This window comes from Sphingomonas floccifaciens (assembly GCF_042681125.1).
Classification (GTDB): Bacteria; Pseudomonadota; Alphaproteobacteria; order Sphingomonadales; family Sphingomonadaceae; genus Sphingomonas; species Sphingomonas floccifaciens.
On the sequence record NZ_JBHUFC010000001.1, the window covers coordinates 350,284 to 376,988 of the forward strand.

At 66.5% G+C, this 26,705-nt stretch carries 23 protein-coding genes; 7 read left to right on the plus strand and 16 right to left on the minus strand.

Going from position 1 to position 26,705, the window contains the following annotated elements; genetic code table 11:
- Positions 1-38 precede the first annotated feature (38 nt).
- Entirely contained in the window at positions 39-608 is a 570-nt protein-coding gene (locus tag ACFSC3_RS01655) for a PEPxxWA-CTERM sorting domain-containing protein (RefSeq protein ID WP_380938081.1), read from the plus strand.
- A 76-nt stretch (positions 609-684) separates the two neighbouring features.
- Here the strand turns inward: ACFSC3_RS01655 and ACFSC3_RS01660 are convergent, their stop codons facing one another.
- The 8 genes from ACFSC3_RS01660 to ACFSC3_RS01695 are packed head-to-tail and all read right to left on the minus strand — an operon-like array spanning position 685 to position 8,158.
- The gene (locus ACFSC3_RS01660; RefSeq protein ID WP_380938083.1) at positions 685-954 is read right to left on the minus strand and encodes a hypothetical protein; all 270 of its coding nucleotides are present in this window, start codon (positions 952-954) and stop codon (positions 685-687) included.
- 55 nt (positions 955-1,009) lie between these two features.
- The gene (locus ACFSC3_RS01665) at positions 1,010-2,011 is read right to left on the minus strand and encodes a type II secretion system F family protein (RefSeq protein WP_380938085.1); all 1,002 of its coding nucleotides are present in this window, start codon (positions 2,009-2,011) and stop codon (positions 1,010-1,012) included.
- Positions 2,012-2,027: 16 nt separating this feature from the next.
- Positions 2,028-3,005, minus strand: a complete 978-nt coding sequence (locus ACFSC3_RS01670; RefSeq protein ID WP_380938543.1) for a type II secretion system F family protein — start codon at positions 3,003-3,005, stop codon at positions 2,028-2,030.
- Between the two features lie 55 nt (positions 3,006-3,060).
- Positions 3,061-4,368, minus strand: a complete 1,308-nt coding sequence (locus tag ACFSC3_RS01675; protein WP_380938087.1) for a CpaE/TadZ family protein — start codon at positions 4,366-4,368, stop codon at positions 3,061-3,063.
- Entirely contained in the window at positions 4,368-4,997 is a 630-nt protein-coding gene (locus tag ACFSC3_RS01680) for a CpaD family pilus assembly protein (RefSeq protein ID WP_380938089.1), read from the minus strand. Before ACFSC3_RS01680 ends, ACFSC3_RS01675 begins: the two co-directional genes overlap by 1 nt.
- 26 nt (positions 4,998-5,023) lie before the next feature.
- A complete protein-coding gene (locus tag ACFSC3_RS01685; protein ID WP_380938091.1) occupies positions 5,024-6,604 on the minus strand; it encodes a type II and III secretion system protein family protein in 1,581 nt (526 codons plus the stop codon).
- A gap of 1 nt (position 6,605) precedes the next feature.
- Positions 6,606-7,640: a Flp pilus assembly protein CpaB gene (gene cpaB / locus ACFSC3_RS01690; protein WP_380938093.1), complete on the minus strand. Its 1,035-nt coding sequence runs from the start codon at positions 7,638-7,640 to the stop codon at positions 6,606-6,608.
- 47 nt (positions 7,641-7,687) lie between these two features.
- On the minus strand, positions 7,688-8,158 hold the full coding sequence (locus tag ACFSC3_RS01695) for an A24 family peptidase (RefSeq protein WP_380938095.1): 471 nt from the start codon (positions 8,156-8,158) through the stop codon (positions 7,688-7,690).
- Positions 8,159-8,208: 50 nt separating this feature from the next.
- Between ACFSC3_RS01695 and ACFSC3_RS01700 the strand changes: the two genes are divergently transcribed.
- The 4 genes from ACFSC3_RS01700 (at position 8,209) to ACFSC3_RS01715 (ending at position 13,116) form a co-directional block, all read left to right on the plus strand.
- On the plus strand, positions 8,209-9,159 hold the full coding sequence (locus tag ACFSC3_RS01700; RefSeq protein ID WP_380938097.1) for an alpha/beta fold hydrolase: 951 nt from the start codon (positions 8,209-8,211) through the stop codon (positions 9,157-9,159).
- Positions 9,156-10,238 carry an NAD(P)/FAD-dependent oxidoreductase gene (locus ACFSC3_RS01705; protein WP_380938099.1) on the plus strand — a complete coding sequence of 361 codons (1,083 nt, stop codon included), beginning with the start codon at positions 9,156-9,158 and terminating at the stop codon, positions 10,236-10,238. The genes ACFSC3_RS01700 and ACFSC3_RS01705 overlap by 4 nt, the downstream gene beginning before the upstream one ends.
- A gap of 201 nt (positions 10,239-10,439) precedes the next feature.
- Entirely contained in the window at positions 10,440-12,029 is a 1,590-nt protein-coding gene (locus tag ACFSC3_RS01710) for an MFS transporter (RefSeq protein ID WP_380938101.1), read from the plus strand.
- 46 nt (positions 12,030-12,075) lie between these two features.
- Positions 12,076-13,116, plus strand: a complete 1,041-nt coding sequence (locus ACFSC3_RS01715) for an alanine racemase (protein WP_380938103.1) — start codon at positions 12,076-12,078, stop codon at positions 13,114-13,116.
- A 54-nt stretch (positions 13,117-13,170) separates the two neighbouring features.
- Here the strand turns inward: ACFSC3_RS01715 and ACFSC3_RS01720 are convergent, their stop codons facing one another.
- The 3 genes from ACFSC3_RS01720 to ACFSC3_RS01730 form a co-directional block, all read right to left on the minus strand.
- Positions 13,171-17,115, minus strand: coding sequence for a TonB-dependent receptor domain-containing protein (locus tag ACFSC3_RS01720; RefSeq protein WP_380938105.1), 3,945 nt, complete (start codon positions 17,113-17,115; stop codon positions 13,171-13,173).
- Positions 17,116-17,351: 236 nt separating this feature from the next.
- Positions 17,352-18,527 carry an acetyl-CoA C-acetyltransferase gene (locus ACFSC3_RS01725; protein WP_380938107.1) on the minus strand — a complete coding sequence of 392 codons (1,176 nt, stop codon included), beginning with the start codon at positions 18,525-18,527 and terminating at the stop codon, positions 17,352-17,354.
- 29 nt (positions 18,528-18,556) lie between these two features.
- On the minus strand, positions 18,557-19,618 hold the full coding sequence (locus tag ACFSC3_RS01730; RefSeq protein WP_380938109.1) for an alpha/beta hydrolase: 1,062 nt from the start codon (positions 19,616-19,618) through the stop codon (positions 18,557-18,559).
- A 40-nt stretch (positions 19,619-19,658) separates the two neighbouring features.
- On the opposite strand from ACFSC3_RS01730, the gene phaR reads away from it, so the two are divergent.
- Complete coding sequence (gene phaR, locus ACFSC3_RS01735; protein ID WP_380938111.1) at positions 19,659-20,222, plus strand: polyhydroxyalkanoate synthesis repressor PhaR; 564 nt, start codon at positions 19,659-19,661, stop codon at positions 20,220-20,222.
- A gap of 159 nt (positions 20,223-20,381) precedes the next feature.
- On the opposite strand, the gene ACFSC3_RS01740 is transcribed toward phaR, so the two are convergent.
- Positions 20,382-21,182: a class I SAM-dependent methyltransferase gene (locus ACFSC3_RS01740; RefSeq protein WP_380938113.1), complete on the minus strand. Its 801-nt coding sequence runs from the start codon at positions 21,180-21,182 to the stop codon at positions 20,382-20,384.
- A gap of 59 nt (positions 21,183-21,241) precedes the next feature.
- Between ACFSC3_RS01740 and ACFSC3_RS01745 the strand changes: the two genes are divergently transcribed.
- Positions 21,242-21,427, plus strand: coding sequence for a hypothetical protein (locus ACFSC3_RS01745; RefSeq protein WP_380938115.1), 186 nt, complete (start codon positions 21,242-21,244; stop codon positions 21,425-21,427).
- Here ACFSC3_RS01745 and ACFSC3_RS01750 read toward each other — a convergent pair.
- The 4 genes from ACFSC3_RS01750 to ACFSC3_RS01765 all read right to left on the minus strand — a co-directional run bounded on the left by ACFSC3_RS01750 (position 21,417) and on the right by ACFSC3_RS01765 (position 26,636).
- On the minus strand, positions 21,417-22,886 hold the full coding sequence (locus tag ACFSC3_RS01750; protein WP_380938117.1) for a hypothetical protein: 1,470 nt from the start codon (positions 22,884-22,886) through the stop codon (positions 21,417-21,419). The genes ACFSC3_RS01745 and ACFSC3_RS01750 overlap by 11 nt on opposite strands.
- Positions 22,886-24,091, minus strand: a complete 1,206-nt coding sequence (locus ACFSC3_RS01755) for an aspartyl protease family protein (RefSeq protein WP_380938119.1) — start codon at positions 24,089-24,091, stop codon at positions 22,886-22,888. Before ACFSC3_RS01755 ends, ACFSC3_RS01750 begins: the two co-directional genes overlap by 1 nt.
- A gap of 339 nt (positions 24,092-24,430) precedes the next feature.
- A complete protein-coding gene (locus ACFSC3_RS01760; protein WP_380938121.1) occupies positions 24,431-25,981 on the minus strand; it encodes a CpaF family protein in 1,551 nt (516 codons plus the stop codon).
- Between the two features lie 400 nt (positions 25,982-26,381).
- Complete coding sequence (locus ACFSC3_RS01765) at positions 26,382-26,636, minus strand: ATP synthase F1 subunit epsilon (protein WP_380938123.1); 255 nt, start codon at positions 26,634-26,636, stop codon at positions 26,382-26,384.
- Positions 26,637-26,705 lie beyond the last annotated feature (69 nt).

Below are 26,705 nucleotides of genomic sequence, written 5' to 3' on the forward strand. Positions count from 1 at the left end.
CGCAGACGTCGTTACTACCAGATGTGGGGAGTCCTCCTTTGAAGAAACTGATCGCTCTCGCGCTTGCCGCGACGTCCATGCTCGCGTCGACCGCAGCCAACGCTGCGACGCTCGTCGACTTCGTCATCAATACCGGGATCAACGGATCGAACGTCCCGGGCGCGCCGACCGATGCGACGATCACCGGCACGTTCGACTATGAAGCACTCGGTGCCGGTACGACCACCGGCGTGTCCAACTTCAACGTGCTGCTCGCCAGCAACGGCTTGAACTACGGAAACTTCCCGGGCGGCGTCACCGCGAACGTGACCAACCTGACGAACTCGACGGGCACGCTGAACTTCTTCAACGCCGGCTCGACGATCTTCTCGTTCGACATTTCGAACTTCGGTGCGATGGGCACGTCGGCAACGACGGTCAGCAACGCGACCAACTTCACCTATGGTGACGGTACGCGCATCGGCATCACCGCCGGTTCGGAAGGTCGTATCAGCGTCGCGGCTGCGGTGCCGGAGCCTGCCACCTGGGCGATGATGCTGATCGGTTTTGGCGCGATCGGTGCGACGATGCGTCGCCGCAAGCAGACCGCGGTCGTCAGCTTCGCCTGATCTTCCTGGCGATTGCCGAACAGGGAAAGCCGCTGGTCGCAGGACCGGCGGCTTTTCCTTTGTCCGGACGAAAGGTTCAGAAGCGTCCCGCCGGCCGCGCCTCGTCCTGCGCGCGGATGCCCGATGGCGCTACCGCGACCGGCGCGGTGCGTGCCATGCGATCGCGCTCGACTTCGGCGGCCTTGATTTGTGCTTCGGCATCGCGGCGATAGGCGGTGTGCTCCGCTTCCATCTCGCGCAGCCGAGCCTTGGCCCTCCCGCCCGACCGCGCCGCAAGGCCGAAGATGAAACCGGCGAGCACGCACAAGGCGAGGACCGCAAACTGGGTAGGCGAGGAAAAGAGCATGACGACCGGCCTCCTGTTATGGAGGCTCAACGGCCGCCCGGCTCCTCGCGTTCCCTTATTTGCCGCTCAACAACGCGTCGTTGATGCTGCACGCGGCCGGGCCGAGGATGACGACGAACAGGACCGGCAGGATGAACAGGATCAGCGGGACCGTCATGATCGCGGGCAGGCGGGCGGCCTTTTCCTCGGCGCGCATCATGCGCTCGTTGCGGAATTCGGCCGAGAGCACGCGCAGCGCCGAGGCGAGCGGGGTGCCGTATTTCTCGGTCTGGATCATGGTCGTGACGACGCCCTTGATCGAATCGAGGTCGGTGCGCGTCGCCAGATTCTCGAACGCGACGCGGCGGTCGGTCAGAAAGCCCAGCTCGATCGAGGTCAGCTGGAATTCGTCGCCCAGTTCCGGATAGGCGCGGCCCAGTTCCTTCGCCACGCGGGCGAAGGCGGCGTCGACCGTTAGGCCAGCCTCGGCGCAGATGACGAGCAGGTCGAGCGCATCGGGCAGCCCCTTGCGGATTGCCTGCTGACGCTTGGAAATCTTGTTCTTGAGGTAAAGGTCGGGCGCCTTGTACGACAGGATGAAGGTGCCCGCGACCAGGCCATAGGCCTTCAGCGGCGACCAGTCGGCGAAGCTGTCGGTGCCATAGACCAGATACATCACCGGCAGGCCGAGCGCGATCGGCATGACCAGCCGGCCGAAGATGACCGCGACCGCCCATTCCTTCGACCGGATGCCGGCCTGGAGCAGCTTGATCTGCGCGGCCTTGACCTGCGAATCCTGCAGCACCTTCATCGACGACAGCAGCGCGCGGATGCGGTCGGTCGCCTCGTTCTTCTGGACGAGCTTCGCGCGGCGCTTGCTGGTCGACGCGGTAATGCCGGCCTTCAGCTGTTCGCGGCGATCGTTCAGCGCGCGGACGCGCTTCGTCATTGGATCGCGCACGGTGGTTGCCGCATAGATGGCGATCAGCATCGCAAAGGCGGCGACGCCCGAAAGGATGGTCGCGACGAACAGGACGTCGACGCCGAGAAGGGTGGGGCCGGTGCCGGGAGCGGTCATGATGGGGCCTTTGCCTTCAGATCTCGAAGTTGATCATCTGGCGCATGATGAACGCGCCGATCGACATCCACACCAGTCCGCCGAGCCCGGTCAGGATCAGGCGCTGGTCGACGAAGAAATTCTGCATGTAGCTGCCGTTGATGAACCAAATGAGCCCGAACACGATGAAGGGCAGCGCGCCGATGATGTAAGCGGATGCCTTCGACTCCGATGACATCGCCTTGATCTTCAGCTTCATCTGCCCGCGCTTGCGCAGCACATCGGCGAGATTCGCCAGCGTTTCCGCCAGGTTGCCGCCGGTTTCACGCTGGATGGCGATGGTGATGACGAAGAACTGGAATTCGGGCGTGCCGAGGCGATCGGACGTTTCCTGGAGCGCCTGATCCATCGTCTTGCCGATCTTCATCTTGTCGCTGACCGCGCGGAATTCCTCGCCGACCGGTCCTTCGACTTCGGCGCCGACGACGCCCATCGTCTCGGTGATCGGCAGGCCCGAGCGCAGGCCGCGCACCAGCAATTCGATCGCGTCGGGAAACTTCGCGGTGAACTTCGCGACCCGCCGCGAGATGAGGTTGCTGACGACCATGTGCGGAATGCCGAGGCCTGCGAACACACCGACGAACAGCGCAAGCAGGATCGGCATGCCGAGGACCAGGAACAGCACCCCGAACACCGCCATCACCCCCAGCGACGCCGAGCCGTACTGACCGACCGTCCAGTCACGCCCCGTCATCGCCAGCCGCTTCTGCAACAGGGCGGGGTTGGGCAGGATGCGCCCGACCGTCTCGTCCATCTTGCTGGCGCGGGCGGTATCGATCTTGCGAGCGCGCGTCTCGGTCGTACCACCGGCCGCGATTTCATTATGACGGCCGCGGACGGCATTCATCCGCCGCGCCTGGACGCGCGCCGGCGACGGGCCGGACAGGGCGACGGCCGCCATCATCAGCACCGTCAGCGCGCCACCACAGACCATTGCGATCGTCACGGGTTCCACGGTCAGCCAGACCCTCTCGTAAGCGATGTGGTCGTCCACAGCGGACGGCCGGGTGTCACTGCGTTTTCTTCTTCGCCGCGAGTTTCGCGCCGATCGTACCGAGCTTGCCGAGCAGCGATTCACCGTTGCCGCCGCCGGCCGGCGACTTGCGCCCCTTGCCCTTGCGATCGGCGACCGGGTCGTCGCCGGCACAGGCGGCCAGCTGCGCGGCCAGATCGTTCAGCGGGGCGAACGCCTTGTTGCCCTTGGCCGCTTCGGCCAGCGACTTGCCGAGCTTCGCCGCCTGTGCCGCGACCTTGGGGTCGAACGGGATGGCGACGTCGATCTTGCGCTCGATCGACCCTTCGAAGTCCTTGCGGCTGATTTCCTGCAACGCGGGCTGCTGGACGCGGTTGGCGACCAGGATGACGCGCGTCGCCGGGGCGTTCGACTTGAACCAGCTGAGGATGCGGATCGTGTCGCGCGCCGCCGCGAGGGTGAAGTCGGTGACGACGACCGCGATCTGGATATCGCTCAGCAAATGCGGGTGATTGACCAGCATCGATCGCGGCAGGTCGACGACGGTGCATTCGAATGCGCCGCGCATCTCCTCCTGCAACTGATGGAAGGCGGCGCCATCGGTGATGATCGGCGCATTGATCGGCGCTTCCGCCGACAGCACCGCGAGCATGTCGGATGCCCGCACCATCGCGCGTTCGATGAACAGGCCATCGATGCGGCTGGGGTTCTCGATCGCGTCGGTCAGACCGCGTCCGGGCTCCAAATCCAACGACAGCGCGCCGGTGCCGAAATGGACGTCGAGGTCGAGCAGCGCGGTCGTCCGCCTGGACCCGTTGCTGAGCAGCCAGGCGAGCGATGTCGACAGCATCGACGCACCGACGCCGCCACGCGCACCGACGACCGCGATCGCGCAATGCGGCCGCTCGACCGAAGCCGAGTCGGACACGCGCGGCGCGTTCAGCGTCGCCTGCGCCTGCGACAGGCTCTCGCGGATCTGTTCTGGATGCAGCGGCTTCAGCAGGTAATCCTGGATGCCGCTGGCGACGAGGTCGCGGTACAGGCGCACGTCGTTGACCTGACCCGCCGCGATCACGATCGTGCCGGGTTCGCAGACTTCGGCCAAAGAGTTGATGTCGTTCAGCGGATCGCCGCTTTCGGACAGGTCGACGAACAGGATGTTCGGGCTGGCCGACACCGACAAGGTCTGGACCGCATTGCGCAAGCCGCCGCGGTTCACCTTTTCGGGCTGCCAGCCCATTTCGTCGACGATCGGACGCAGCGCTTCGGCGGTCGATTCGTCGCAGACGAAGGCTACGAACGGATCGCGCGTTGCGGCGCGGGCGGGATTCCAGGGCGCGTTCATTACTTGCCTCCCGTGCTCTCGGCCTTCAGGCCGCCGGCGCCGGTGGGGGGAGCCTTGCGATAGGTATCGATCGCCTTGAACGCCGCCGCCGGATCGGACGAAGGCGCGCCCGGCTGACCACGGACGAGGTCCTCCGGCCGGGCGGTCATCGCCGCCAGGTTCGAATTGACCGCGCAACCATAGTTGGAGTTCGTGTTGCTCTCATATTCGATGCCCGACACGCGGCTGTGGTCCGGGCAACCCGGCACCGACGCGCGCATCCGCGACACGATCACACGGGCGGTGCCCGGTGCGATCTGCCCGGCGGTATAGGGCGCGTCTTCCGCAACCAGCAGGCCATAGCGCGCAGCCAGGGCTGCGACCGTTTCACGCACCGCGCCATCGGCGCCGGTGTTGGCATCGACTGAGATGCGATCGCCGTAGCCGGGCCGCAGCGACGCCATCCAGCCGGCGAGCCGGTCGACCTCCTCACGCGACAATCCGCCGTTGCTGGCGGCGATGTCGAACGCATAGTCGGCACGGCTGACGACCGGCTGATGGATCGACTCTACGCCCGTGTTGCGCGTCCCGCAGCCGGCGAGCGCGATGGCGGCCGAGGCCACCAGCAGGGTTCGAAACGTGCCCGACATCCGATGCATCTCCCTCACGCGCACACTCACTTGAAGCTGAAGCCCGGCATCGGTGCCGCGCCCTTTTTCGACTTGTCCTTGACCGGCGGCACCGCCTTCACCTCGACCGCGCTATCGACGGGAGCAGGCAGGGGGGCGACCGGCGTCGGCGACATTGCGCCGGCACTGGGCGGCGGCGCGCTGGGCGTCGCCATCTGCGGCTTGGGACGATCCGCGCCCGACGTGCCCTTGGCCAGCGTGCCCATGAACAGGCGGTCGGCATCGGTCGGTCCGCGATAGCCGTCGGTCGGCAGCACGATGTCGTTCGCGTTGACCGGCTTCACCAGATACGGCGTGATGATGATGACCAGCTCGGTTTCGTTGCGGCGGAACGCGTTCGATCGGAACAGCGCGCCCAGCACTGGCACGTCGCCGATACCCGGCGTCTTGGTGATCGAGTTATCGTGGCTGTTCTGAAGCAGGCCGGCGATCATGAAGCTCTGGCCCGACCCCAGCTCGACCGTCGTTTCGGTCCGGCGGGTGGTGAGGGCGGGGATGCTGACCCCGCCGACCGATACCGCGCCCGCCGATGACAGCTGCGACACTTCTGGCCGGACGCGCAGCGAGATGCGGCCATCCGACAACACGGTCGGCGTATAGGTCAGGCTGACGCCATATTCCTTGAACTGGACACTGCTGGCGCCAAGCCCGCTCTGGGTGATGATCGGGATTTCGCCGCCGACCAGGAAGCTGGCGGTTTCGCCCGACAGCGCGGTCAGATTCGGATTGGCGAGCGTCGTCACCTGGCCTGCGGTTTCGCCGATGTCGATCGCCGACAGGACGTCGAGACCCAACAGCTTGCCGGCGAGGCCGAACGTGGCCGCGTCGGCGCCCTTCGTGATCTTGCTGGCACCGGCCGGAGCTTCGGAGAAGCCGACGCCGAGCGGACCACCGGGGATAAACGTCGCACCGTCGCCGCCCAGGCGTCCCTGTGTGCCGCCGAACTTGAATCCGCTTGTGCCGTCGACCGTCGAGAAGTTGACGCCCATGTTCTTGATGAAGCTGCGGCTCACCTCGGCGAACTTCACCTGCAGGCTGACCTGCAACGGCGTCGCGGTCTTCAGGCGTGACAGCACCTTGGTCTGTTCACCGACGAAGGCCTGCACCAGCCGTTCGGCCTCGGCTGCATCCTGCGGCGCGGCGACGACACCGGTCAGCAGCACCAGGCCGTTCATCGGCGTGGCGGTGATCTGCGCATCCGGCAGCGCGAGTTGCAGCATCGCGCCGATCGAGTCGTAGTTGTTGCCGACGCGAACGGTGGTCGCATAGGCGACGCGGCCGGACTTGGTTGTAGCCGAGATGGTCGTCTCGCCCGGCGCCTTGCCGAACACGTAGAGCTGGGTCGGCGAGCGGACCTGCACGTCGGCGATCTTGTCGTCCGCGACGAAAATGTCGGTGATCGGCGCCGACAGCGTCACCAGCCGCCCGCGGCTGGTCGCGATCTGCAACACGTCGCCCCCGGCGCGGCTGACCGTCTGGGCGACGATACTGGCCGGGGTCGCGGCGATCGCGGCGACCGCCAGGCATGATGCCAGCGGCAGGCCGATCGGCTTGTTGAACACACGCATGTTAGTTCTTCCCCCCAACCGGGACTATCGTGACGGAATTGCCGCGCGACACGCGGACGATCGGACCCTGGACGGCGGCCGGAGCGGCGGCGCCGGAGGTGACCACCGGGACGCCCGGGAACTGCGGGCCTGCGTTGCCGGCCGGACGACCGGGGACGGTGGCCCGCTGGAAGCGCGAGACGTCGGCCCCGGTCGAGAAGCTGCCCTTGCCCTCGGTCGGGCGGGCCGCGATGCGCGCCAGCATCGCCTTTTCCGCCTTCGGATTGGAGCCATCGGGCACGTTCAGTTCGCCGCTGGCGATCGCCTCTTCCAGATCACCCGAATTGTCGGCGATCGATCGCAGAGACAGCGACAGCGAGCCCACGGTCTGCGCGACCGAAATCTTCTCCGCGATCGACGGCGTGACTTCCAGCGTGACGGTCGAATAGGTGTTGACCACGGTCTTGCCCTGGTCGTCGGCATTCTTGTCGGTCCGCTGGTCGGTGGCGAGCACGCGAAGGTTGCGCAGGATCGTCTCCGTCGCACGCAGCGGCGCGCCGTCACCGCCGCCCGCCACCGTCTGCGTCAGCAGCAGGTCGACGCGGTCGCCCGGAAACACGAAGCCTGCGACCGACGACTGCGCCGACACCGGCACCGTCACCGCGCGCATGCCTGCGCCCAGCGCGGCGGCCAGAAACCCACGGTCGCCCGGCTTCACCAGCGCGCCCTGCGTGACCGGCTGGCCAGCGGGGATCGCGAAGCGGACGACGGTGCCCACGACGTTCTTCAGGTCGGTGCCCGCCTTCAGATAATAGGCGTTCTCGACCAGTTCCTTGGGCCAGGGCTGAAACTTCAGCGCCGACTGGTCGATGATCGTGCCGACCGGCAGCGGCTTGGTCGCGACCAGCACTTCGGGGCCATCGATCACGACCGGCTGCGGCTGGCCCGCGGCGGCGGTCGGTGCGCCGGCGCCGGTCATCAGGCTGCGAGCCATGAACGCGGTGATGCCGGCGACCAGCAGGGCGCCGACCAGCAGAAATATCTTGCGTCCGTCCATTTCGTCTCACGCGCCTTTCGGTCCGACGGTTCTTCCGCCGTTAATCATCATGCAAATTGGTTAAGGATCGGTTCGCGAATCGCGAGCAGAGCGGCGATCGCGATCGCCACGCCGTACGGCACCTCGATCGCGCCCTCGCGGCCGCGCAGCCGCGATTCGGCCAGCATCGTCAATGTGATGGCCCCGCCGACCAGCGACATGACGATCAGCATGGTCAGCAGCGGCATGGGGGGCAGCCACAGCGCGATCGCGCCGATCAGCTTGACGTCGCCGCCCCCCATCGCGCCGATCGCAAAGGCGCCGACGAACAGCGCGAAGACGATTGCGGCGACCCCGATCTGGATCGCGACGCCGGGCCACAGCGTCAGGCCGATCGCCCACCACCACATCGGCGCCAGCAGCGCGACGGCTGCCGTCTTCCAATTGGCGATCTCGCGCGTGCGCACATCCTCGATCCCTGCCGACAGCAGGAACAGCGCGAGCACGCCGAGCAGCCCGATGGTGAAAAAGTCCCCCATAAACCGCTATTTCCTAGACGGTCCGGCTTTCCAAATCGTAACCATGACCGATGGCGGGACCAGAGAGCGTGCGGCGCGGCTATCCGGAGGGGGCATCGATCACGCGGTGGCGCGCGCCCGACGGCTGGATGCTGCGGCGCTTCGATTGGCCGGCGCCCCCAGGCTCGGCGCGCGGATCGATCCTGTTTCAGGGCGGGCGCGGCGATTTCATCGAGAAATATCTGGAAAGTTTCGCGCACTGGCACGCGCGCGGCTGGAGCATCACTGCGGTCGACTGGCGCGGGCAGGGCGGGTCCGGGCGGACGACCCCGGCGCCGAATGTCGGGCACATCGCGGACTTTGCCGAGTTTATCGCCGATCTGCGCGCATTGTGGAGCGACTGGGCCGCGGACGCCGCTGGGCCGCGCGTCGCGGTCGGGCATTCGATGGGCGGCCACCTGATTCTGCGCGCGCTGGCCGAACGTGCCATCGCACCGGATGCGGTGGTGTTGGTGGCGCCGATGCTCGGACTGCGCGCACCCGTTTCGCCGCGGTTGGGGGAGGGGATTGCCGGGTTGATGACGCGGCTAGGCGATCCGGCGCGCGCGGCGTGGCAGGGCAATGAGCGGCCGCACACCCGCCGGTCGCGGCAATCGCTACTGACCCAAGACGACGACCGCTATGCCGACGAACTCTGGTGGCAGGCGCGCGATCCGGCGCTCGTGACCGGCCCGCCGAGCTGGCGGTGGTTGGCGCAGGCGTTTGCGTCGACCCGTACGCTCAGCGCGTCGGCCAAGTTGGCGCAGGTCGCGACGCCGGTATTGATGCTGGTGGCGGAGGCGGATCGGCTTGTCGATCCGCATACCGCCATCGCCGTTGCTCGCCGCCTGCCCGACGCGCGGGTGGTCCGCTTCGGGGCGGAGTCGGCGCATGAAATCCTGCGCGAGGTCGATCCGGTGCGGCTGCGCGCGCTCGCCGAGATTGACGCCTTCCTCGATGCGCGTGCAGGGAAGCGCGCATGACCAAGCGTTTCGACATCGCCATCATCGGCGGCGGCATCGCCGGCGCCTCCCTTGCCGCCGAAGTCGCGCCCCATGCGTCGGTCGTGATCCTGGAGGGTGAGGACGCCGCGGGCTATCACTCGACCGGGCGTTCGGCGGCATTCTGGTCCGAAACCTATGGCGGCCCCTATGTCCAGCCACTGACCAGCGCGTCGGGCGAGGCGATCGCCCCCTATCTCGCGCCGCTCGGGTCGCTCCATATCGGACGCGCCGACGAGGCGGCGAAGATCGACGCGTTCCTCGCCGAGTTCGAGGGCAGCGGCGTCGAACTGACGCGGGTCGATCCGCACGATCACGTCCCGGGCCTGCGCGACGACTGGACACTCGGCATCCTGGAGCCGAGCTGCGCCTATATCGACGTCGGCGGGCTGCACGGCGAGGCGCTCGGTCGGTTCAAGCGCGCCGGTGGCGAACTGTGGCTGAACGCCGCCTTCCGGACCGCGACGCGCGAGGGCGGGGACTGGCGGATCGAAACCGCTGCGGGGACGGTGACCGCCGGTATCCTGGTCGACGCCGCGGGTGCCTGGGCCGATCCGGTGGCGGAACGCGTCGGCGCGAAGCCGCTCGGCATCCAGCCCTATCGCCGTACCCTCGTCCAGTTGCGCACCGACCCGCCGGTCCCCGACGACATGGTCCATGTCGCGCACATCGGCACGCAATTCTATTTCAAGCCCGAAGCGGGTGGCAAATTGTGGCTCTCGCCCAGCGACGAGACGCCGACCGACCCGTGCGATGCCGCGCCCGAGGAACTGGACGTCGCGATTGCCATCGACCGGCTGGAGGGCGCGGTCGACTGGCGCATCCGGGCGGTCGAGCGCAAATGGGCGGGCTTGCGCACCTTCGCGCCCGACCGGCTGCCGGTCTACGGCTTCGATCGCGCGGTCGAGGGCTTCTTCTGGTGCGCTGGCCAGGGCGGGTTCGGCATCCAGACCGCGCCCGCGGCAGGCCGCGTCGCGGCGGCGCTGTTGCTGGGGCGGACGCCGGATGCGTCGGTGGCGGATATCGACGCCGAGAAATATTCGCCGCTGCGGTTCGGATAATTCACAAAAGGACACACGTCCGTTCGTGCTGAGCTTGTCGAAGCACCGTTCTTCGTGCCGCAAAGTCATCGCGGGCGTATCGCAGAACGGTGCTTCGACAAGCTCAGCACGAACGGAATGCGTGTGCAGGCTGCTTGTCGAGAGGCGCTTGCCGCCCCCCGCCGATCCGCTAAACCTCCCGCAACGACTTTGGGGGATGGAATGGCCGAAGACACCGCATTGGCTGCGCAGCCGTCGAGCAAGGATATCCGGCTCGTCATCTCCGCATCCTCGCTCGGCACCATCTTCGAATGGTATGACTTCTTCATCTGGGGGACGCTGACCACCTCGGGCATCCTCCAGCGCAGCTTCTTTCCGCAAGGTAACGAGCTGCTGGCGACGTTGCTCGCCTGGGGCACCTTTGCGGTCGGCTTCGCGTTCCGGCCGCTAGGGGCGGTGCTGTTCGGGTTCCTCGGCGATCGGCTGGGGCGCAAATACACCTTCCTCGTCACGATCACGCTGATGGGCATAGCGACTGCGGGCATCGGCCTGGTCCCGACCTATGCTGCGATCGGCGTGTGGGCGCCGGCGATGATCCTGCTGATGCGCGTGGCGCAGGGGCTCGCGCTCGGCGGAGAATATGGCGGCGCAGCGATCTACGTCGCCGAACATGCGACCGCGGGCAAGCGCGGCTATTACACCAGCTTCATCCAGGCGAGCGTGGCGGGCGGCTTCATCCTCAGCCTGGCCGTCGTGCTGCTGGCCAAGGCGTCGATGCCGGCGGACACCTGGACCGCCTGGGGCTGGCGGGTGCCGTTCCTGTTCTCCATCGCCCTGCTCGCGGTGTCGCTGTGGATGCGGCTGAAGCTGAGCGAGAGTCCGGTATTCAAGGCGATGAAGGCGGCCGGCCAGACCGCACGCAATCCCTTCGTCGAAAGCTTCACCTATCCCGGCAACGGCCGCCGTTTGTTCGTCGCGCTGATGGGCATCGCCGCGGGCCTGACCGTCATCTGGTACACCGCGTTGTTCAGCGTGCTGTCGTTCCTGCAAGGCCCGATGCGGGTCGCTGAGACGCCCGCGCAATTGCTGGTCGGGGCAGGGGCGCTGGGGGGACTCGGCTTCTTCATCCTGTTCGGTAAGCTGAGCGACCGGGTCGGGCGCAAGCTGCCGATCGTCGTCGGCTATGCGCTGACGCTCGTCCTGCTGTTCCCGCTGTTCTGGCTGATCGGCCATGCCGCCAATCCGGAGCTGTCGCGTGCCGCCGATCGCGCGCCGGTGATCGTCGCGGGGCCGCACTGCGCCTATGATCCGTTCGCCGCCAAGCAGAAGGATGCCTGCGGGCAGGTGCTCGACTATCTGTCGAAGAAGGGCGTGTCCTATACGAAGGCGCAGGCCGGGTCGGTCGCCGTCTCGATCGGCGGCATGCCGCAGAATGACGTCAGCCCCGCTGCGCTCGACGCGGCGCTGGAGAAGGCGGGCTACAACCTCGACAAGGTGACGCCGTCGGGACGCGAGATCGTGCTGATTTTGGTCGGCATCCTCGGCCTCGCGCTGCTGTCGGGCATGACATACGGCCCGGTCGCGGCGGTGCTGAGCGAGATGTTCCCGCCGCGCATCCGCTATTCGTCGATGTCGATCCCCTATCATCTGGGCACGGGCTATTTCGGCGGCTTCCTGCCGTTCATCAGCCAATATATCGTCGCGCGGTCGGGTGACCCCTATGCCGGGCTCTGGTACACTTGGGGCGTGGTCGCGGTGGCGTTGCTGGTAATGATGTTCTTCATCAAGGAAAGCGACCTGATCAAGGACTGACCGGCGGGCGGTTGCGAGCGCGGGCCAATCGGCCTAGCCGCTGGGCATGGACTGGACCGCCCCCAATCGCCTGCGGATCGACGGTGACGCGCTGGTCGTCAATTGGCGCACGCTCGCCCGGATGAGCGGTCGCGCGGCGTGCGGGGCCGCGGTGAAGGCGAATGGCTATGGCCTGGGCGCGCGCGAGGTTGCGCAACGGCTGGTGGCGGCAGGCTGCCGCGATCTGTTCGTCGCGACCTGGGGCGAAGCGCGAGCGCTGGGCGACGTCGGTCCGGCGCGCGTGTCGGTGCTCCACGGTGTCCGCGACGAGGATGCGCCGCTGGTTGGCCTGCCCGGCGTCCGGCCGGTGCTCAATACGCCCGATCAGGTCCGGCGCTGGCGCGACCTGGGCGGGGGGCTGTGCGACGTGATGGTCGACACCGGCATGAACCGGCTGGGGCTGTCGCCGCACGACGTGGCGAGCGGGTTGCTCGACGGACTGGCGATCGACACGCTGATGAGCCACCTCGCCTGCGCGGACGAGGATCATCCGCTGAACGCCCGTCAGCAGGCGGCGTTCGCGGACTTGCCCGGTCGGACCTCCGCCCGGCGCATGAGCCTGGCCAACTCGGCCGGCATTGCGCTGGGGACGGACTACGCCTTCGACCTGACCCGGCCCGGACTCGCGCTATACGGCGGCGTGCCGCGTGCCGAACTGGCCGGCGTGATCCGCTCGGTCGTCGGCATCGAGGCGCAGATCCTCCAGCGCCGGACGGTCCGTGCCGGTGAAGCGGTTGGGTACAACGCGACCTGGACCGCCGCGGCCGATGCCGACGTTGCGATCGTCAATCTGGGCTATGCCGACGGCTATTGGCGCGGCTTCTCCGACCGCGGCGTCGCGCATGGCCCTGCGGGCGAGAGCTTGCCGGTCATCGGACGGGTGTCGATGGATCTGGTGGCGGTCGACCTAGCCGTCGCACCGAGCCTGTCGGAAGGCGCATGGCTGACGTTCACTTACGCGTTGCCGACTGCGGCCGCGGCGAGCGGGATGAGCCAGTATGAGCTGCTGACGGGGCTGGGCGACCGGTTCGATAGGGTGTGGACGTAAAAAAAGGGCCACTCCGGAGAGTGGCCCTTGTTAAGTTCTCAGGTCGTTATCCGCTTAGAACCGACTGGTGACCGAGACCTGGAACCGGCGTCCGATCTGGTCGAGATAGTCGGCGAAGCGATAGCCGAGGTCGCCCGCAGCCGTCTGGTCGAGAACGTTCGCCACGTTAAACTGCATGCGGAACTGCTGGTTCACGTCGATGCCGAGCGCAAGGTCGACATTGTGCAGCGCCGGATAGCGGCTGTACGGGTAGTTTTCGATCGTCGCAGGGATGCCGCTGACGAAGATGCGAGTCGGCGAACGCATGTTCCACGTCACCTGGCCGTAGACCTTGTCGATCTCGTAACGTCCCGAAAGCTGGGTCCGCCACTTGGCGCGGTTGAATGTACCAGCCGTCTGGACGCGGTCTCCGTTGAAGGTGCCCGACGCCGATTCGTCGTACTTGATTTGGTGGAAGGCGTTGCCTCGCAGGGTGAAGCGACCGCCGAACACGTCGAAGGCATAGTTACCGGTAATGTTTACACCCTCAACCTCGATCGCACCCAGATTGAGGAAGCCTGCCTGGACACCGTTCTGGATTTGGAAGTCCGAGCCGCGCGCGAAGCGCGAGCAGCCATTGACACCGATCTGGGCCGTCGAATCCGGGAAGGTGGGGCTGTCGAAACATGCCTGCAGGAAGTTGGCGATGCCCGCTGTGACGATACGATCATCGAGGCGAACGTTGATGTAGTCCGCCGACAGCGTCAGGCCTGGAATCCAGCGCGGAGTCAGCGCCGCACCGACAGTCCAGCCCTTGCCGCGTTCCGGAGCAAGCGTTGGCGAGCCCGAGAACGTACCCTGAAGACTGCCACCCTGTGGAACGAAGTTCGCCAGGAACGTCGCTGCACTCGCCGCATCCGTCGCGTTGCCGTTGGCAATCGCAGCGGCGACGCAGTTTGCACGACGCGTGGTCGGCACGACGCCGGTATCGATGTTCGACGGACCGCACAGGTCGGTCACTGCCTGGAAGGTCGGCTGACCGCCAAGGAACAGCTCAACGATCGACGGCTGACGCAGCGAACGGGTGTAGTTGCCGCGGAACTGAATATCCTGGATCGGTTTCCACGTACCGCCAAGTGTCCAGATCGTGCTGAACTTGCCCTTTGCTTCCGGCGTCACGACTTGGCCCTGCAGGTTGCGGAACGAAGCCGCCTGCCCGCTCTGCTTCGACACGCGGATCGCCGGGTTGAATTCCAGGCGGCCGAGGAACGACGCGAAGTCCGGACCCGTCAGCGGAATAGCCAACTCGCCACCGAATTCATAGGTTTCGGTATACGCGTCGGTATTAGCAGACGGGGCTGACCGTGAACGGCCGAGGACGTTCAGTTCGTTGGTCGTGAAGGTCAGCGACTCGCGACGATATTCGCCGTTCGCGTTGAACTGCAGGGCACCAGCCGGGAGGTTGAAGAGGGCACCGCCAAAGTTGCCGTTCACGTAGATCTGCTCGGCGACGTTGCGGAACAGCGACGGGCTGAGGACGTAAGCCTTCGAAGCGTCCGACATCTGGTTGTAGCCGAACGGATTGAGCGGCTGGCAACTGTCGATCATGTTCTGCGTGATCGTCGGCGTAATGATCGTTTCGGTCGGCAGTCCGTCCGAACCGATAACGCGCGTGATGTTTGCCGAAGTACCAACCGGCGTGCGGCCGAGATATTGACCCGGGAACAGCTTGGCGCGGCAGACGATGTTGCCATTGGCGACACCAGTGGTGGCTAGACCCTGGTCGACCGCGTCGAGTGCCAACTGGTACTCGACGTCGGCGATACCGTCCGACCGCGTGTTCTGAACCGAGCGACCGTAGGTGCCCGAGACTTCGGCGTTCCAGCTCTTGCCGAACACATCAAAGTTTGCGCGAACGCCACCGACGGCGCGGAAGGTTTCCTGACGGTTGGTATAGGGGTTCGGACCGAAGATGTCCTGATTCTGACGCGTAATCAGGAAGTTGCCCTGATTCGCCGTATTAGACGGGTTGATCCCGACGGCTGTAAGCGCGGCGCGATCCTGCGCGTCGAGATAAGGATTGTTGTAATTTACCAGGAGCGCTGCGTTCTCCTGCGAATTCGTGATGAAGTTCTGCGCGCCCGAGATGTTGCCGAGCGACAGGTTCAACACCTTTGCATAGGTTGCCTCGGTGAACGCGGTCACGTTGTTCGTGACGTCGAACTTGGCGCTCATGTTCGCGACGTAGCGGTCTTGCTGCGTACGCAACACGGTGTTTTCCAGACTACGACGGAAGCCGCCGTTGCCGCCGCGTGCCGAACCGACAGTGATCGGATCGTTGCCGCTGACCGGGCCGGAGAAGGTGAACTGCCGAATAGAACCATCGTCGCTGAACTCCAGCGGGACGGCCACGAACGGCAGAACCTGATTGACCGGAACCTGGACGTTGGCGCCGTTGACACGGACCGACACCAGCGACGTGTCGGTATTGGCAATCCGCGGGACTGCCGGGTCGAACGTGCCGATGAAATAATTCAGATTGGTGTTGGGGTTCGCTGCCAGGAATTCACGCGCAGTGAAGCGGTTTGCCTGGAGAAGGTTGATCGCTAGTGTCGACTGCTGGGCTGTCGTCGCCCCGGTCGGTGCCGTGACGCCATAAGCCGCGAGCACCTGAGCCGCCGTCACGTTGCTTGGCAGAGCAGTCGGTGCGAATGTCGTGAACGGAACATTGGCAGCTTGCGTATTCGCACCATTCAACCCGTTACCGTTGAGCAAGCCGACGGAGACGTCCGAGCCCGGCGTACCTTTGATGATCTGCGCACCGCTGTAGCTGAAGAAGCCGTTGTTCAGCGACGAGATCGTCGTGGCGCCATTCGTTGCCGTGCGAGCCGGCAGAGCGAAGCCAACTGGTGCGAGGCCGTTGGCGAAAGTAATGAAATTCGATGTTCGAAGTGTGGCACCGGAGCCCGATGTGATCGGGGTGTAGGGCGTGTAGAAGGTGCTGCTCTGAACCGGGATGATGGTTCCCGGATTGCTCAGCGTCTGGGTGACTAGGCCCAGGCCGAACAGGATCGAAGGCTGGCCATCGGTTGCCGCGTTCAGGAACGCGCCGTTGTTCGCGCCGGTCGAACTGGTGTCGATGATATCGCGGCCCGTGAAGTTCGGGTTCCGCACACCGCCGTTGAACGGGTTGGTGTAGCTGCCCGGGCGCACGTTGCGGAAGTCGCGCGACGTCGCCTGGAGGCCTTCGTTGCGGACATATTCGAACGAGCCGGTGATGTTGCCGCGTCCGTCTGCAAAATTCTGGCCGGCGAGCCAGCTCAACTGATATTGCCCGGCGTCGCCACGCTCCGAAATGCCTGCGAGGCCGCGGAACTGGATACCCTGGTAATTGTCCTTGAGGATGTAGTTCACAACGCCCGCGACAGCGTCCGCGCCGTAGGCGGCGGCGCCGCCGACGGTCACGACGTCGACGCGGTCGATCAGCGCGGCCGGGATGACGTTGATGTCGACCTGACTGCCGGTCTCGTTACCTGCGACGAACAGTGATGCGGCATTGCCCGACACGAAGCGACGGCCGTTGACCAGCGTCAGCGTACGCGCGGTGCCCAGGTCTAGCAGGTCGACAAAGGCGGCGCCCAAGCTGGCGGTCTGACCACCGTTGTTGCCGCTCAGCGGGCTCGCGCCCGGACCGACCAGAGGAATGTCGTTCAGCGCTTCGAGTGCGTTGGTGAAACCGCGGGTTTCGATCGACTGTGCGGTCACCTGCACGCCGGGCAGGATGCCATCGGTTTCCGGGCGTCGGATGCGCGAACCGGTGACGACGACAGTGCCGTCGTTGCTCTGCTCACCATCCGCACTGGCAGCCAGCGACTCTTGTTCGGTGGTCGTGGGCGTAGCTTGAGTTTGCGGTGGCGTCGTGGGCGACGTCGTGTTCGGCGCTGCCTGACCCCAGGCTGAGGGTGCCAGGAAGAGAGAGCCGGCGAGCGCGGTCGCACCCATCAGGCGGGAGATGTTCATCAAGTTGCCCCTTATGTCGAACGGAAGTTCCGTTCATGTAAGAGACAGGAAATCAGTGGACCCTCGCAACCCGATTTTTTGTAACCATTCGGTTTAACGCGCCTTTCTCAGCTGCTGTTGCAACAATGTGACAGATTGTTACAGTGCGTATCAGCATTGCTGACCATCGTCCGGTTCGCGTTTGGCTGAAATGGCGTTGACAAGGTCGCCCCGTTCGGACGGCCTATCGTTCTCCCTCAATCCCGCTCCACACACATCGCGATGCCCATGCCGCCGCCGATGCACAGAGTCGCCAGGCCCTTCTTCGCGTCGCGCTTGCTCATCTCGTAGATCAGCGTCGTCAGGACGCGGGCGCCGCTGGCGCCGATGGGGTGGCCGATGGCGATGGCGCCGCCATTGACGTTCAGCTTGTCGTCGGTCCAGCCCATTTCCTTGCCGACTGCCAACGCCTGGGCGGCGAAGGCTTCGTTGGCTTCGATCAGGTCCAGGTCGCCAACGGTCCAGCCGGCCTTTTCCAGCGCCTTCTTGCTGGCGGGGACGGGGCCGATGCCCATGACCGACGGATCGACGCCGGCCGACGCCCAGCTCTTGATGCGGGCGAGCGGGGTGATGCCTCGGGCCTTGGCTTCGTCGGCGGACATGACGACCAGGGCTGCCGCGCCGTCGTTGATGCCGCTGGCGTTGGCGGCGGTCACGGTGCCGTCCTTCTTGAAGGCGGGGCGCAGGCCCGACACGCCATCGACGGTCGCGCCGGCGCGGATATATTCGTCGTTCTCGACCACGGTGTCGCCCTTGCGGCCCTTGATCGTCACAGGCGCGATCTCGTCCTTGAAGCGGCCGGCTTCGCGCGCCTGCTCGGCGAGGTTCTGAGAACGGACGGCGAATTCGTCCTGCTCGCCGCGGGCGATCTGATACTGCTCGGCCAGGTTCTCGGCGGTGATGCCCATGTGATAGCCGTTGAAGACGTCGGTCAGGCCGTCCTTGATCATTGTGTCGACGAGGGACACGTCGCCCATCTTCGTGCCGGGGCGCAGCGACTGGGCGTGGGCCGACATCGACATCGATTCTTGGCCGCCCGCGACCACGATCTTCGCGTCACCATTGGCAACTGCCTGAAATGCGAGCGCAACCGCGCGGAGGCCCGAGCCGCAGACCTGGTTGACGCCCCAGGCCGGCACTTCCTTCGGCACGCCGGCGGCCATCGATGCCTGGCGGGCGGGGTTCTGGCCCTGGCCGGCGGTCAGCACCTGACCCAGGATGACCTCGTCCACCTCCTCGCCCTTCACGCCGGCCTGCTCCAGCGCCGCCTCGATCGCGATGCGGCCGAGCTCGTGCGCGGGCGTCGCGGCGAAGGCACCCAGGAAGCTGCCCACGGGCGTGCGCTTGGCGGCGGCGATGACGATGTCGGTCATGGGTATCCTCTCGCAGAACGATGTGAGCGCTATCTAGCGAGCGCGACGGTCTTTAGCCAGTCCGCCAGCGGCTCCCATAACAATGCGCGCGCGCGGCTGCCGACGATCATTCCGACATGCCCCGCACCGACATCGTGCCGCGTACCGACACCGACGCTGGTGGTGGCGGGGACGATGCGATCGGTGAGGGATACGAAGTCGGCGATCGGGCAGGACAGCGCGGCCGGATCGACGTGCTCGCCCGCGACCCGCCAGTGCCCGGAGCCGGGGGCGTCGGCGGCGAAGAAATCCTCGAACATCTGGCGTCCCGCGGCGAGCGTCAGCGGCGCGCCGGCATTGGCCCAGTCCTCCAGCGCGACGAAGCGGGCGAGGGTGGTCTCGTCGGCTTCCGCCAGCGCCTCGTACTTCGCAATCGTGCGGCCGGGGTCGAGTTTCCAGAAGCCGGACTGGAGCACCTCCATCGGAACGATGCCCAGCGCTTCGCAGGTCGGGCGGGCGGCGTCCCACAGTGCCGCGATGTCGGCACGTGCCTTTTGTGGAAAGCCGGCGAAGTGCCAGGGTGCGGCGATCAGGCCGACAGCATGGGCGCCGGCCGCGCGGGCGGCGGCAAGCGCGATCGTCCCGCCAAGGCAGTAGCCGACCAGTATCGGGGGCTCGTCGAGTGCCGCCAGCATCGGCAGCAGCCGCCGCTCGATATGCGCGGTCACGTCTTCGTTGCGGTCGGCCGGCGTGGGCTCGCCCCAGTCGACCAGCAGCGGGCGCAGGCCCTCGCTCGCCAGCCAGCGCAGCAGCGACTGGTCGGGGGCGAGATCGAGGACGAAGGGCGGATTGATCAGCGAGGGCACGAACACCACCGGCCGGCCGGTGCCGCCATAGTCGCGCAACGAGGCGCGGCCGGCTGTGGCGATGGCCGGCATGGGGGCGGGGCGGGGCAGGCGTGACGCCGCCTGATAGCGGGCCAGTCCCTTCAGAGCGGCCGCCTGCCTGTCCCGATTTTGTGCAGTTTCGCTGCGCAGCATGGACAGGAACAGGGGGAAGGGGCGCGGCGCGTGTTGCGGTGCGGCATCGATCGGTGATACGCCGTCAGTCATCACAATCATATCCGCATCTGTGAGAGGGGCACCGTAAGCCATGAAGAAGACTGCCGCGGGGACCGGGCCGGTCATCATCAAGAAATACGCGAACCGCCGCCTCTACAACACCGAATCCTCGTCCTACATCACGCTCGACCATCTGGCGGCGATGACGCGCGAGGGGCGTGACTTCAAGGTCGTCGATGCGAAGACCGAGGAGGACATCACGCACAATGTCCTGACTCAGATCATCATGGAAGAGGAAGCGCGCGGGCAGACGATGCTGCCGGTCCCCTTCCTGCGCCAGTTGATCGCGCTGTACGGCGACAGCATGCAGGCGATGGTGCCGGGTTATCTGGAAGCGTCGATGGAAGGCTTCCGCCGCAATCAGGAGCAGTTCAAGTCGGCAGTGGAGGGGGCCTTCGCGCATTCCCCATTCGCCGAGATCGCCAAGCGCAACATGGCGATGCTGGAGGCCGCGGCGACGGCGTTCAAGCCGGGTGCGCCGGATGCGGGGAGCGCGGCATCGACCTACGCGCCGGCCACGGCCAGCAAGGACGATGAGATCGCGGCGCTGAAGGCGGAATTGGCCAAGCTGCAGGACAAGGTGGCGAAGCTGTAACGCTAGGTCCTAGAAATTCCTCCCCCAGCTTGTCTGGGGGAGGGGGACCGGCGAAGCCGGTGGAGGGGCTTGCGAGACGATCGGTGGCGGTGGCCGTGCCCCTCCACCATCGCTGGCGCGATGGTCCCCCTGCCCGAGACAAGCTCGGGGAGGAATCTCCTACCGCCGCGGCTTCACGAACTTCAGCGTCATGCGGTCGCTCTCACCGATCGCGGCATATTTCTCGCGATCGACGTCCTTCAGGCGATAGGTCGGGGGCAGGGTCCACACGCCCTCCGGCCAGTCGGCCGTGTCCTTGGGGTTCGCGTTCACCTCTGACGTGCCGGCCAGCTTGAACCCGGCCTTCTCGGCGAAGGCGATGACGCTCGACGTTTTCATATAGCCGCTCTTTTCCTCCGCCGCGGAGTCGCGGTTTTCGGGCAGGCGGTGTTCGACGATCCCCAGCGTGCCGCCGGGCTTCAGCATGCGGAACATCTCGGCGAAGGCGGCCTTGGTGCGGTCGACGCCCGCGAAGCGCAGATTGTGCACGTTGCGGAAGGTCAGCACGACATCGGCGCTGCCCGCAGGCACGGTCGGCTCGCCCGCACCGGCGGGGAAAGCGGCGAGCTTGACCTTGTTATAGACGGCGGGATTGGCGGCCTGGAGCTTCTTCACGCCGTCCAGACCCTTGGCCATGCCGCCGGCGGCATAATAGGTGCCGCGCTGCGCGACATAGGGCGCCAGGATCTCGGTATACCAGCCGCCGCCGGGAATCAGTTCGACGACCGTGTCGGTCGGCTTCACGCCGAAGAAGGTCAGCGTCTCGGTCGGGTGGCGATAGCGATCGCGCGCGACATTGGCCGGAGTGCGGGTCGTGCCTGCGACGGCGCGGGCGATCTCGCTGCGCAGGCTGGCCGGCTGGCCGGTCGCGACGCTGGTGACCGCCAGCGCGACCGCCGCGAGGCCAAGGGTTGCGGGCATCGGACGCAAGGCACATCTCCCAATTCGATTTTCAGGAAGTCTAGGGGGACGGCGGGGCGATGCAAGTGCGGTTATGGGGCGGCGTGGCGGCCTGTGCCATTCTGGCGGTGGCAAGCGGGGTTGCATCCTGGCGGCGCGGACGCCGCATCGATCTCGACCGTGTCGGGGCGGTCGACTGGACGACGGTGCAGTTCGCCGCCCTGTTCGGCGGCGTGATGCTGGCGGCGCTGGCGCTCAGCGGATGACGGGGAGGTCGCGGCGCAGGAAGACGACGGTACGGTAATTAGTGCGCGGGACGCTCAGGATCGGGCGGTAGTCGGCCGCCAGCGCGGGTTGCAGCACCGCGACGGTCTGCGGATTCCAGATCGCGAGCTTGCGGGTGGAGGCGACGATCACCGGCGGACGCGTGCGCAGGATACGACGCATCTCCGCCACCTCGTCGATCCCGCTCGCGTCGGCTTCGGTCGTATAGGCGAGGAAGTTGGGAAAGGCGCGCGACGTCGGCAGGCAGGCGCCCGATAGCGAATATGTCGCGGTGTCACCGATGAAGACATAGGGGCAGCCGCCGCGGCTGTTCTGCGCGACGACCTGCGCCACGCGGCGGGCGCCGGCGGCGTCGTCGGCGATGAAGGTGCGCTCCACGATCAGCAGCAACAGGCCGAGCAGCAGCGTGCCGACCAGCACGCGCGGAATACGGCCGAGCGCGATCCCCGCGATCATCGTCAGCGGCGGCAGCAGCGGCAGGGCATAGTGATCGAAGAAGGTGCCGATCGCGACGAAGCCGACCACCGCCGAACCCAGCCAGGCAAAGGCCAGCGCCCGCTCACCGATCAGCCGGACCTTGCGCCGCCGCCATGCGATCGCGGCACACAGCAGCAGCGGCGACAGTTGCGCGACGATGCCAAGCAATCGCATCGCGATCTCGCCGGGCGGGTAACCGGGGCGCAGGAAGATCGACTGGACGTTGGCGAACCACCAAGCGTCGAAAGCCGCCGCTCCCATCGATCGATAGGCGACTATCACGCCCGCCGTCGGCGCCAGCCCAACCGCGAGCCACAGCAGGGCCGCCCCCACAAGGGTCGCGACACCGACGCGGGTGCGGGCGAGCCAGTAGAGGTGCGCGAGGCCGAGGAATGCCGCCTCGAACGCCGCGGTCGTCTTCACCTGGATCGCCAGCCCGGCGGCGAGGCAGGCCAGCAGGCCGTTGATGAGAATCGCACCCGTCGCCCGGCGCTCGGCAAGCGTCGGCAGGCGCAGGATAAGCCGTGCGGCAAACGCCAAGAACAGGTTGTAGAACACCGGCGCCTGTCCGCCGCGCCCGCCAAGCAGCGGCAGCCAGATGAGGTAGGCGACACCGGCTGCGAAGGCGCCGCTGCGGCTCGCCCCCAGCGTTCGCGCACCGCTGGCGACCATGCACGCGGTCAGTCCCGCGAACAGCGTCGCGACAAGCTGATAGCCGAGCACATCGTCGCCCGGCAGCGCGGCGGCGCCGGCGTAGAGCAGGAACAGGCCGACCGGCTTGCGGTCCCAGATGTCGATATAGGGCAGGGCGCCGTCGAGCATCCGCTGACCGGTCAGCAGATAATATTGCTCGTCGACATGGATGATCGGATTGCCGAAATCGGCCGCGCGCAGCCCGACCGCGATCGCAAGCAGCAGCAGCGATGCCGCCCAGGGCGGAAGCGCGCGCGCGTCGGCGGACATCAGTAAAAGGCCGCGAGGGTCAGCGCGCGTTCGGGGCCGCCGTCGCACAGCCCCAGCCGAACGGTGCGGCCGGGTGTCCCGGCGGGCCACTGCCCGACCGGATTGGTGCGATAGTCGTCGGGCAGCTTGGCGCCGTCGATCGCGCAGATCCGGTCGCCCGCGCGCCACCCGTCGCGGGCGGCGGGCGACCCGCGCATGACGTGGAGGACGCGCAGCGCCTTGCCTTCGTAGGACAGCAGCAGTCCGCTGGTAGACTTGAGCGGCATCCGGTCGGCGCTCTTGCCGGGGCTCAGGATCATCCGTCGCGCCTTGGGATCGAGCAGCACGCGGTAGCGTTGCAGGAAGCCGTTGCCGATCCGCCCGGCGGTCCCGGTCAGCGTCGAATAGCCGCGCAGGGGTTCGATGCGGACCTCGACATTGCGGGCCGGGGTCGCACCCAGCCGCACCCGCGGCAGGACGACGAGGTCGGTTTCGATCGGCCCGGCGAGACCCACCGCATAGGCCGACGTCAGGCCGGCATCGGGCAGCCGCGTGGTCGACCACGCCTCGCGGGCGAGCGTCAGTGTCGACCCGTCGCCGGTGTCGAGCAGCAGTGGCCGGACGCGCGCGGTGCCGACCGTGGCGTCGACTAGGAACGTGCCCGACTGCGGCGCGGTCATGACCGCCACGCTGGTTCCGCGGAACGGCATCCGGCCGCTTGGCAGCAGGCGGAAGCGACGGTTGTCGAAATCGATGTCGAGCGCGTGCGCGGCGAGCAGGTCGGCGCCCAGCACCACATCGACCGGCTGTGCGGTGCCGGTCGCGAGTGCGGTCAGGTCGGCGACCCCGATTCGACCGCCGTGACGCGACAGTCCGCCGACGTCGATCGTCTCGACCGGCGCCCAGGAAATCGGCAAGGCGCCGCCGATCGCCGCGGCCTGGCCGGTCGCGGTCGGCTTCAACCCGAGCCCAGCGGCAAAGCCTGACGACGCAAGCGTGAAATTGACCCCGGTATCGAGGATGGCGGTCGCCGCGCGGCCGTTGACCGTCATGCGAAAGACGATCTGGTTGCCCGGCGTCAGGTCGAAGGACACCCAGCGCGTTTCGCTATCGGCGGATAGGGTCGGGGCGGGCGACAAGCTGGCCGGCGCGGTCGTCACCGGCTGCCGCGCGGTGGCGGGCAGGGCAAGGGCCAGGGCGAGGACGGCGATCGGGAGGGCGCGCATTTACGCCTGCGCTGTTAGCGGGTTTGCGCGGCGAAACAATGGCGGCCGTTGAACAGGAACCTGAAGAAAATGCCCGTCATTCCCGCGAAGGGGAGCCCTTAGCCAAACTCTCTGCACATAACTGAAACCCACCCGTGTTCCCGCGCAGGCGGGAACCCAAGGCCAAGCAATACAACGAGCTGCGTCGCTCGTGACTCTGGGCTCCCGCCTGCGCGGGAGCACCGGTGGGAATGTAGAAGAGATGCCGCCTTCGCGGGGATGACGGTCGGTTTGGAAGGTGTGAACGGTCGACGCGTCAGAGACGTGTAACGAGTGTGAACCTCCGACCCTGCAAACCGCTCAGAGACACGCCTCCAGATAAGCCTGATCGAACCCGAACTGCCGCGCCTTGTCGAGCGTATAGGGGCGAAGGCCCATCGAGCGATATTCGCCGATGATCTTCCCGTCGGCGCTTTCGTCGAGATATTCGAACTTGAACAGCTCCTGCGTGACGATCACCGGGCCCTCCATGCCGATCACCTCGGTGATGTTGGTCACGCGGCGGCTGCCATCGCGCAGGCGTTTTACCTGGACGATCATGTCGACCGAATCGGCGATCTGGCGGCTGATGGCTTCCTTCGGGATCTTGATGTCGCCCATCATGACCATGTTCTCCATACGCCCTAGGCACTCACGCGGGGAGTTGGAGTGGAGCGTACACATCGACCCGTCGTGACCGGTGTTCATCGCGGCGAGCAGGTCGAAACATTCCGACCCACGAATTTCGCCCAGGATGATGCGGTCCGGGCGCATACGCAGTGCGTTCTTCACGAGATCGCGGATTGTGATCTCGCCTTGCCCTTCCAGGTTCGGCGGGCGGGTTTCGAGCGGCAGCCAGTGCGGCTGCTGCAGGCGGAGTTCGGCCGCGTCTTCGATCGTCAACACGCGCTCGCCCGGGTCGATCATCTTCGACAGGGCGTTGAGCATCGTCGTCTTGCCCGAGCCCGTACCGCCCGAGATGACGACGTTGAACCGGCACGCGCCCGCAATCTTCAGTGCGGTCGCCATCTTCTGCGACATGCTGCCGAAGCCGGCCATCATGTCGAGCGTGATCGGCTTGTCGGAGAATTTACGGATCGAGATCGCCGTGCCCTTGAGGCTGAGCGGCGGCACGATGACGTTGACGCGGCTGCCGTCCTTCAGGCGGGCGTCGGCGAGCGGGGTCGTCTGGTCGACGCGGCGGCCGACCGAGTTGCAGATGCGCTGCGCGATCTGGAACAGGTGATCCTCGTCGCGGAACTGGATGTTGGCGAGTTCCAGCTTGCCCTTGCGTTCGACGAAGGTCTGTTCCGGACCGTTGACCATGATGTCGCTGATCGCGGGGTCGGCGATCAGTTCTTCCAACGGACCCAGGCCGAGCAGCTCGTCGACCAGCACCTTCTCCAGCGCGAACTGCTCGCGGCGGTTGAGCGTCAGCTTCAGCTCGGCGAGAACCTCGCCGATGATGGGCCTGAATTCCTCGGCCAGTTCGTCCTTGCTCAGCGTCGCGGCGGCTTCCGGGTCGACGCGTTCGAGCAGGCGGGGGAGCACCTGTTCCTTGATACGGTGGATGGAGGTTTCGAAGCCCTCGGACCGGCTGCTGGCCGCATCGCCGGTCGCCGCGACGCGCTCGGCTAGCCGCGTCATCGCGTCGGCGCCGGGTGCGGCCAGAGCGGCGGCGTTGCCCGCGTTCAGCTCCATCTCCGCGGCCGAACCGGGCAGGGGGGCGGCCGCGATCGGCGGAAACTGGTCGCCGCCCTCGGGCTCGGCGGGAGGACGCGCGGCTCCGCCCTGCATCGGCTTCGCCACGCCGAATGCCGGGCGAACACCCGGCCCTCCCGTCATTCCATTGCGTCGACCGAAAGCGCTCATCGAACCCCTCGCATGCGGATGTCGCATGTTCATTCAGGCAAAGGCGTAGGCGGCAAGGTTTGATAATTCGCTAACCAAGGCCGGCGCAGGTCGCGACAAGTCGCGCCGACAAGCGCCGGCCCGGCCGGCGGGGCCGAAAGCCCCGACCAACGGCGCGGCTTTGCCGCGACGGGCTTTGGACTGACCTGAGCTAGGGTCGGACATTCTATCGCGCAGGCGGGTCTTGAAAGCCCGTAGCGATGCCACCAGTCACCCTAGGCTCCCGCCTGCGCGAGAGCACGGGGGAAGCGAAGGTGCAGCACCGAAAGCAAAGCGCCGGACCCGACCTGGTATCCGAGCCTGCGGCTCTAGATACCAGGCCAAGCCCGGCGCGATGAAGTCTTCGGAAGGACGGTGCAGCTTACGCCGCGACGTTCTCCGCCAGCACGACCAGCCCGACGCCGTTCACTTCGGCGAACCCGCCTTCGATGCGGATCGTCTCGGGCGTGCCGTTCTGCGTCTTGTAGATCGCCAGTTCGCCGTCGCGGATGGTCGACATGAAGGGTGCATGGCCTTCGAGCACGCCGAAGTCGCCTTCGGTGCCGGGAACGACGACCATGTACACGTCGTCCGCGCGGACGAGCTTTTCGGGCGTGACGAGTTCGAAGTGGAGCATGTTCTTACCTTGAGCCCTCTCCCCGCTGGGGAGAGGGTTTGGGAGAGGGGAGGTGTCTCACCGAGAGCG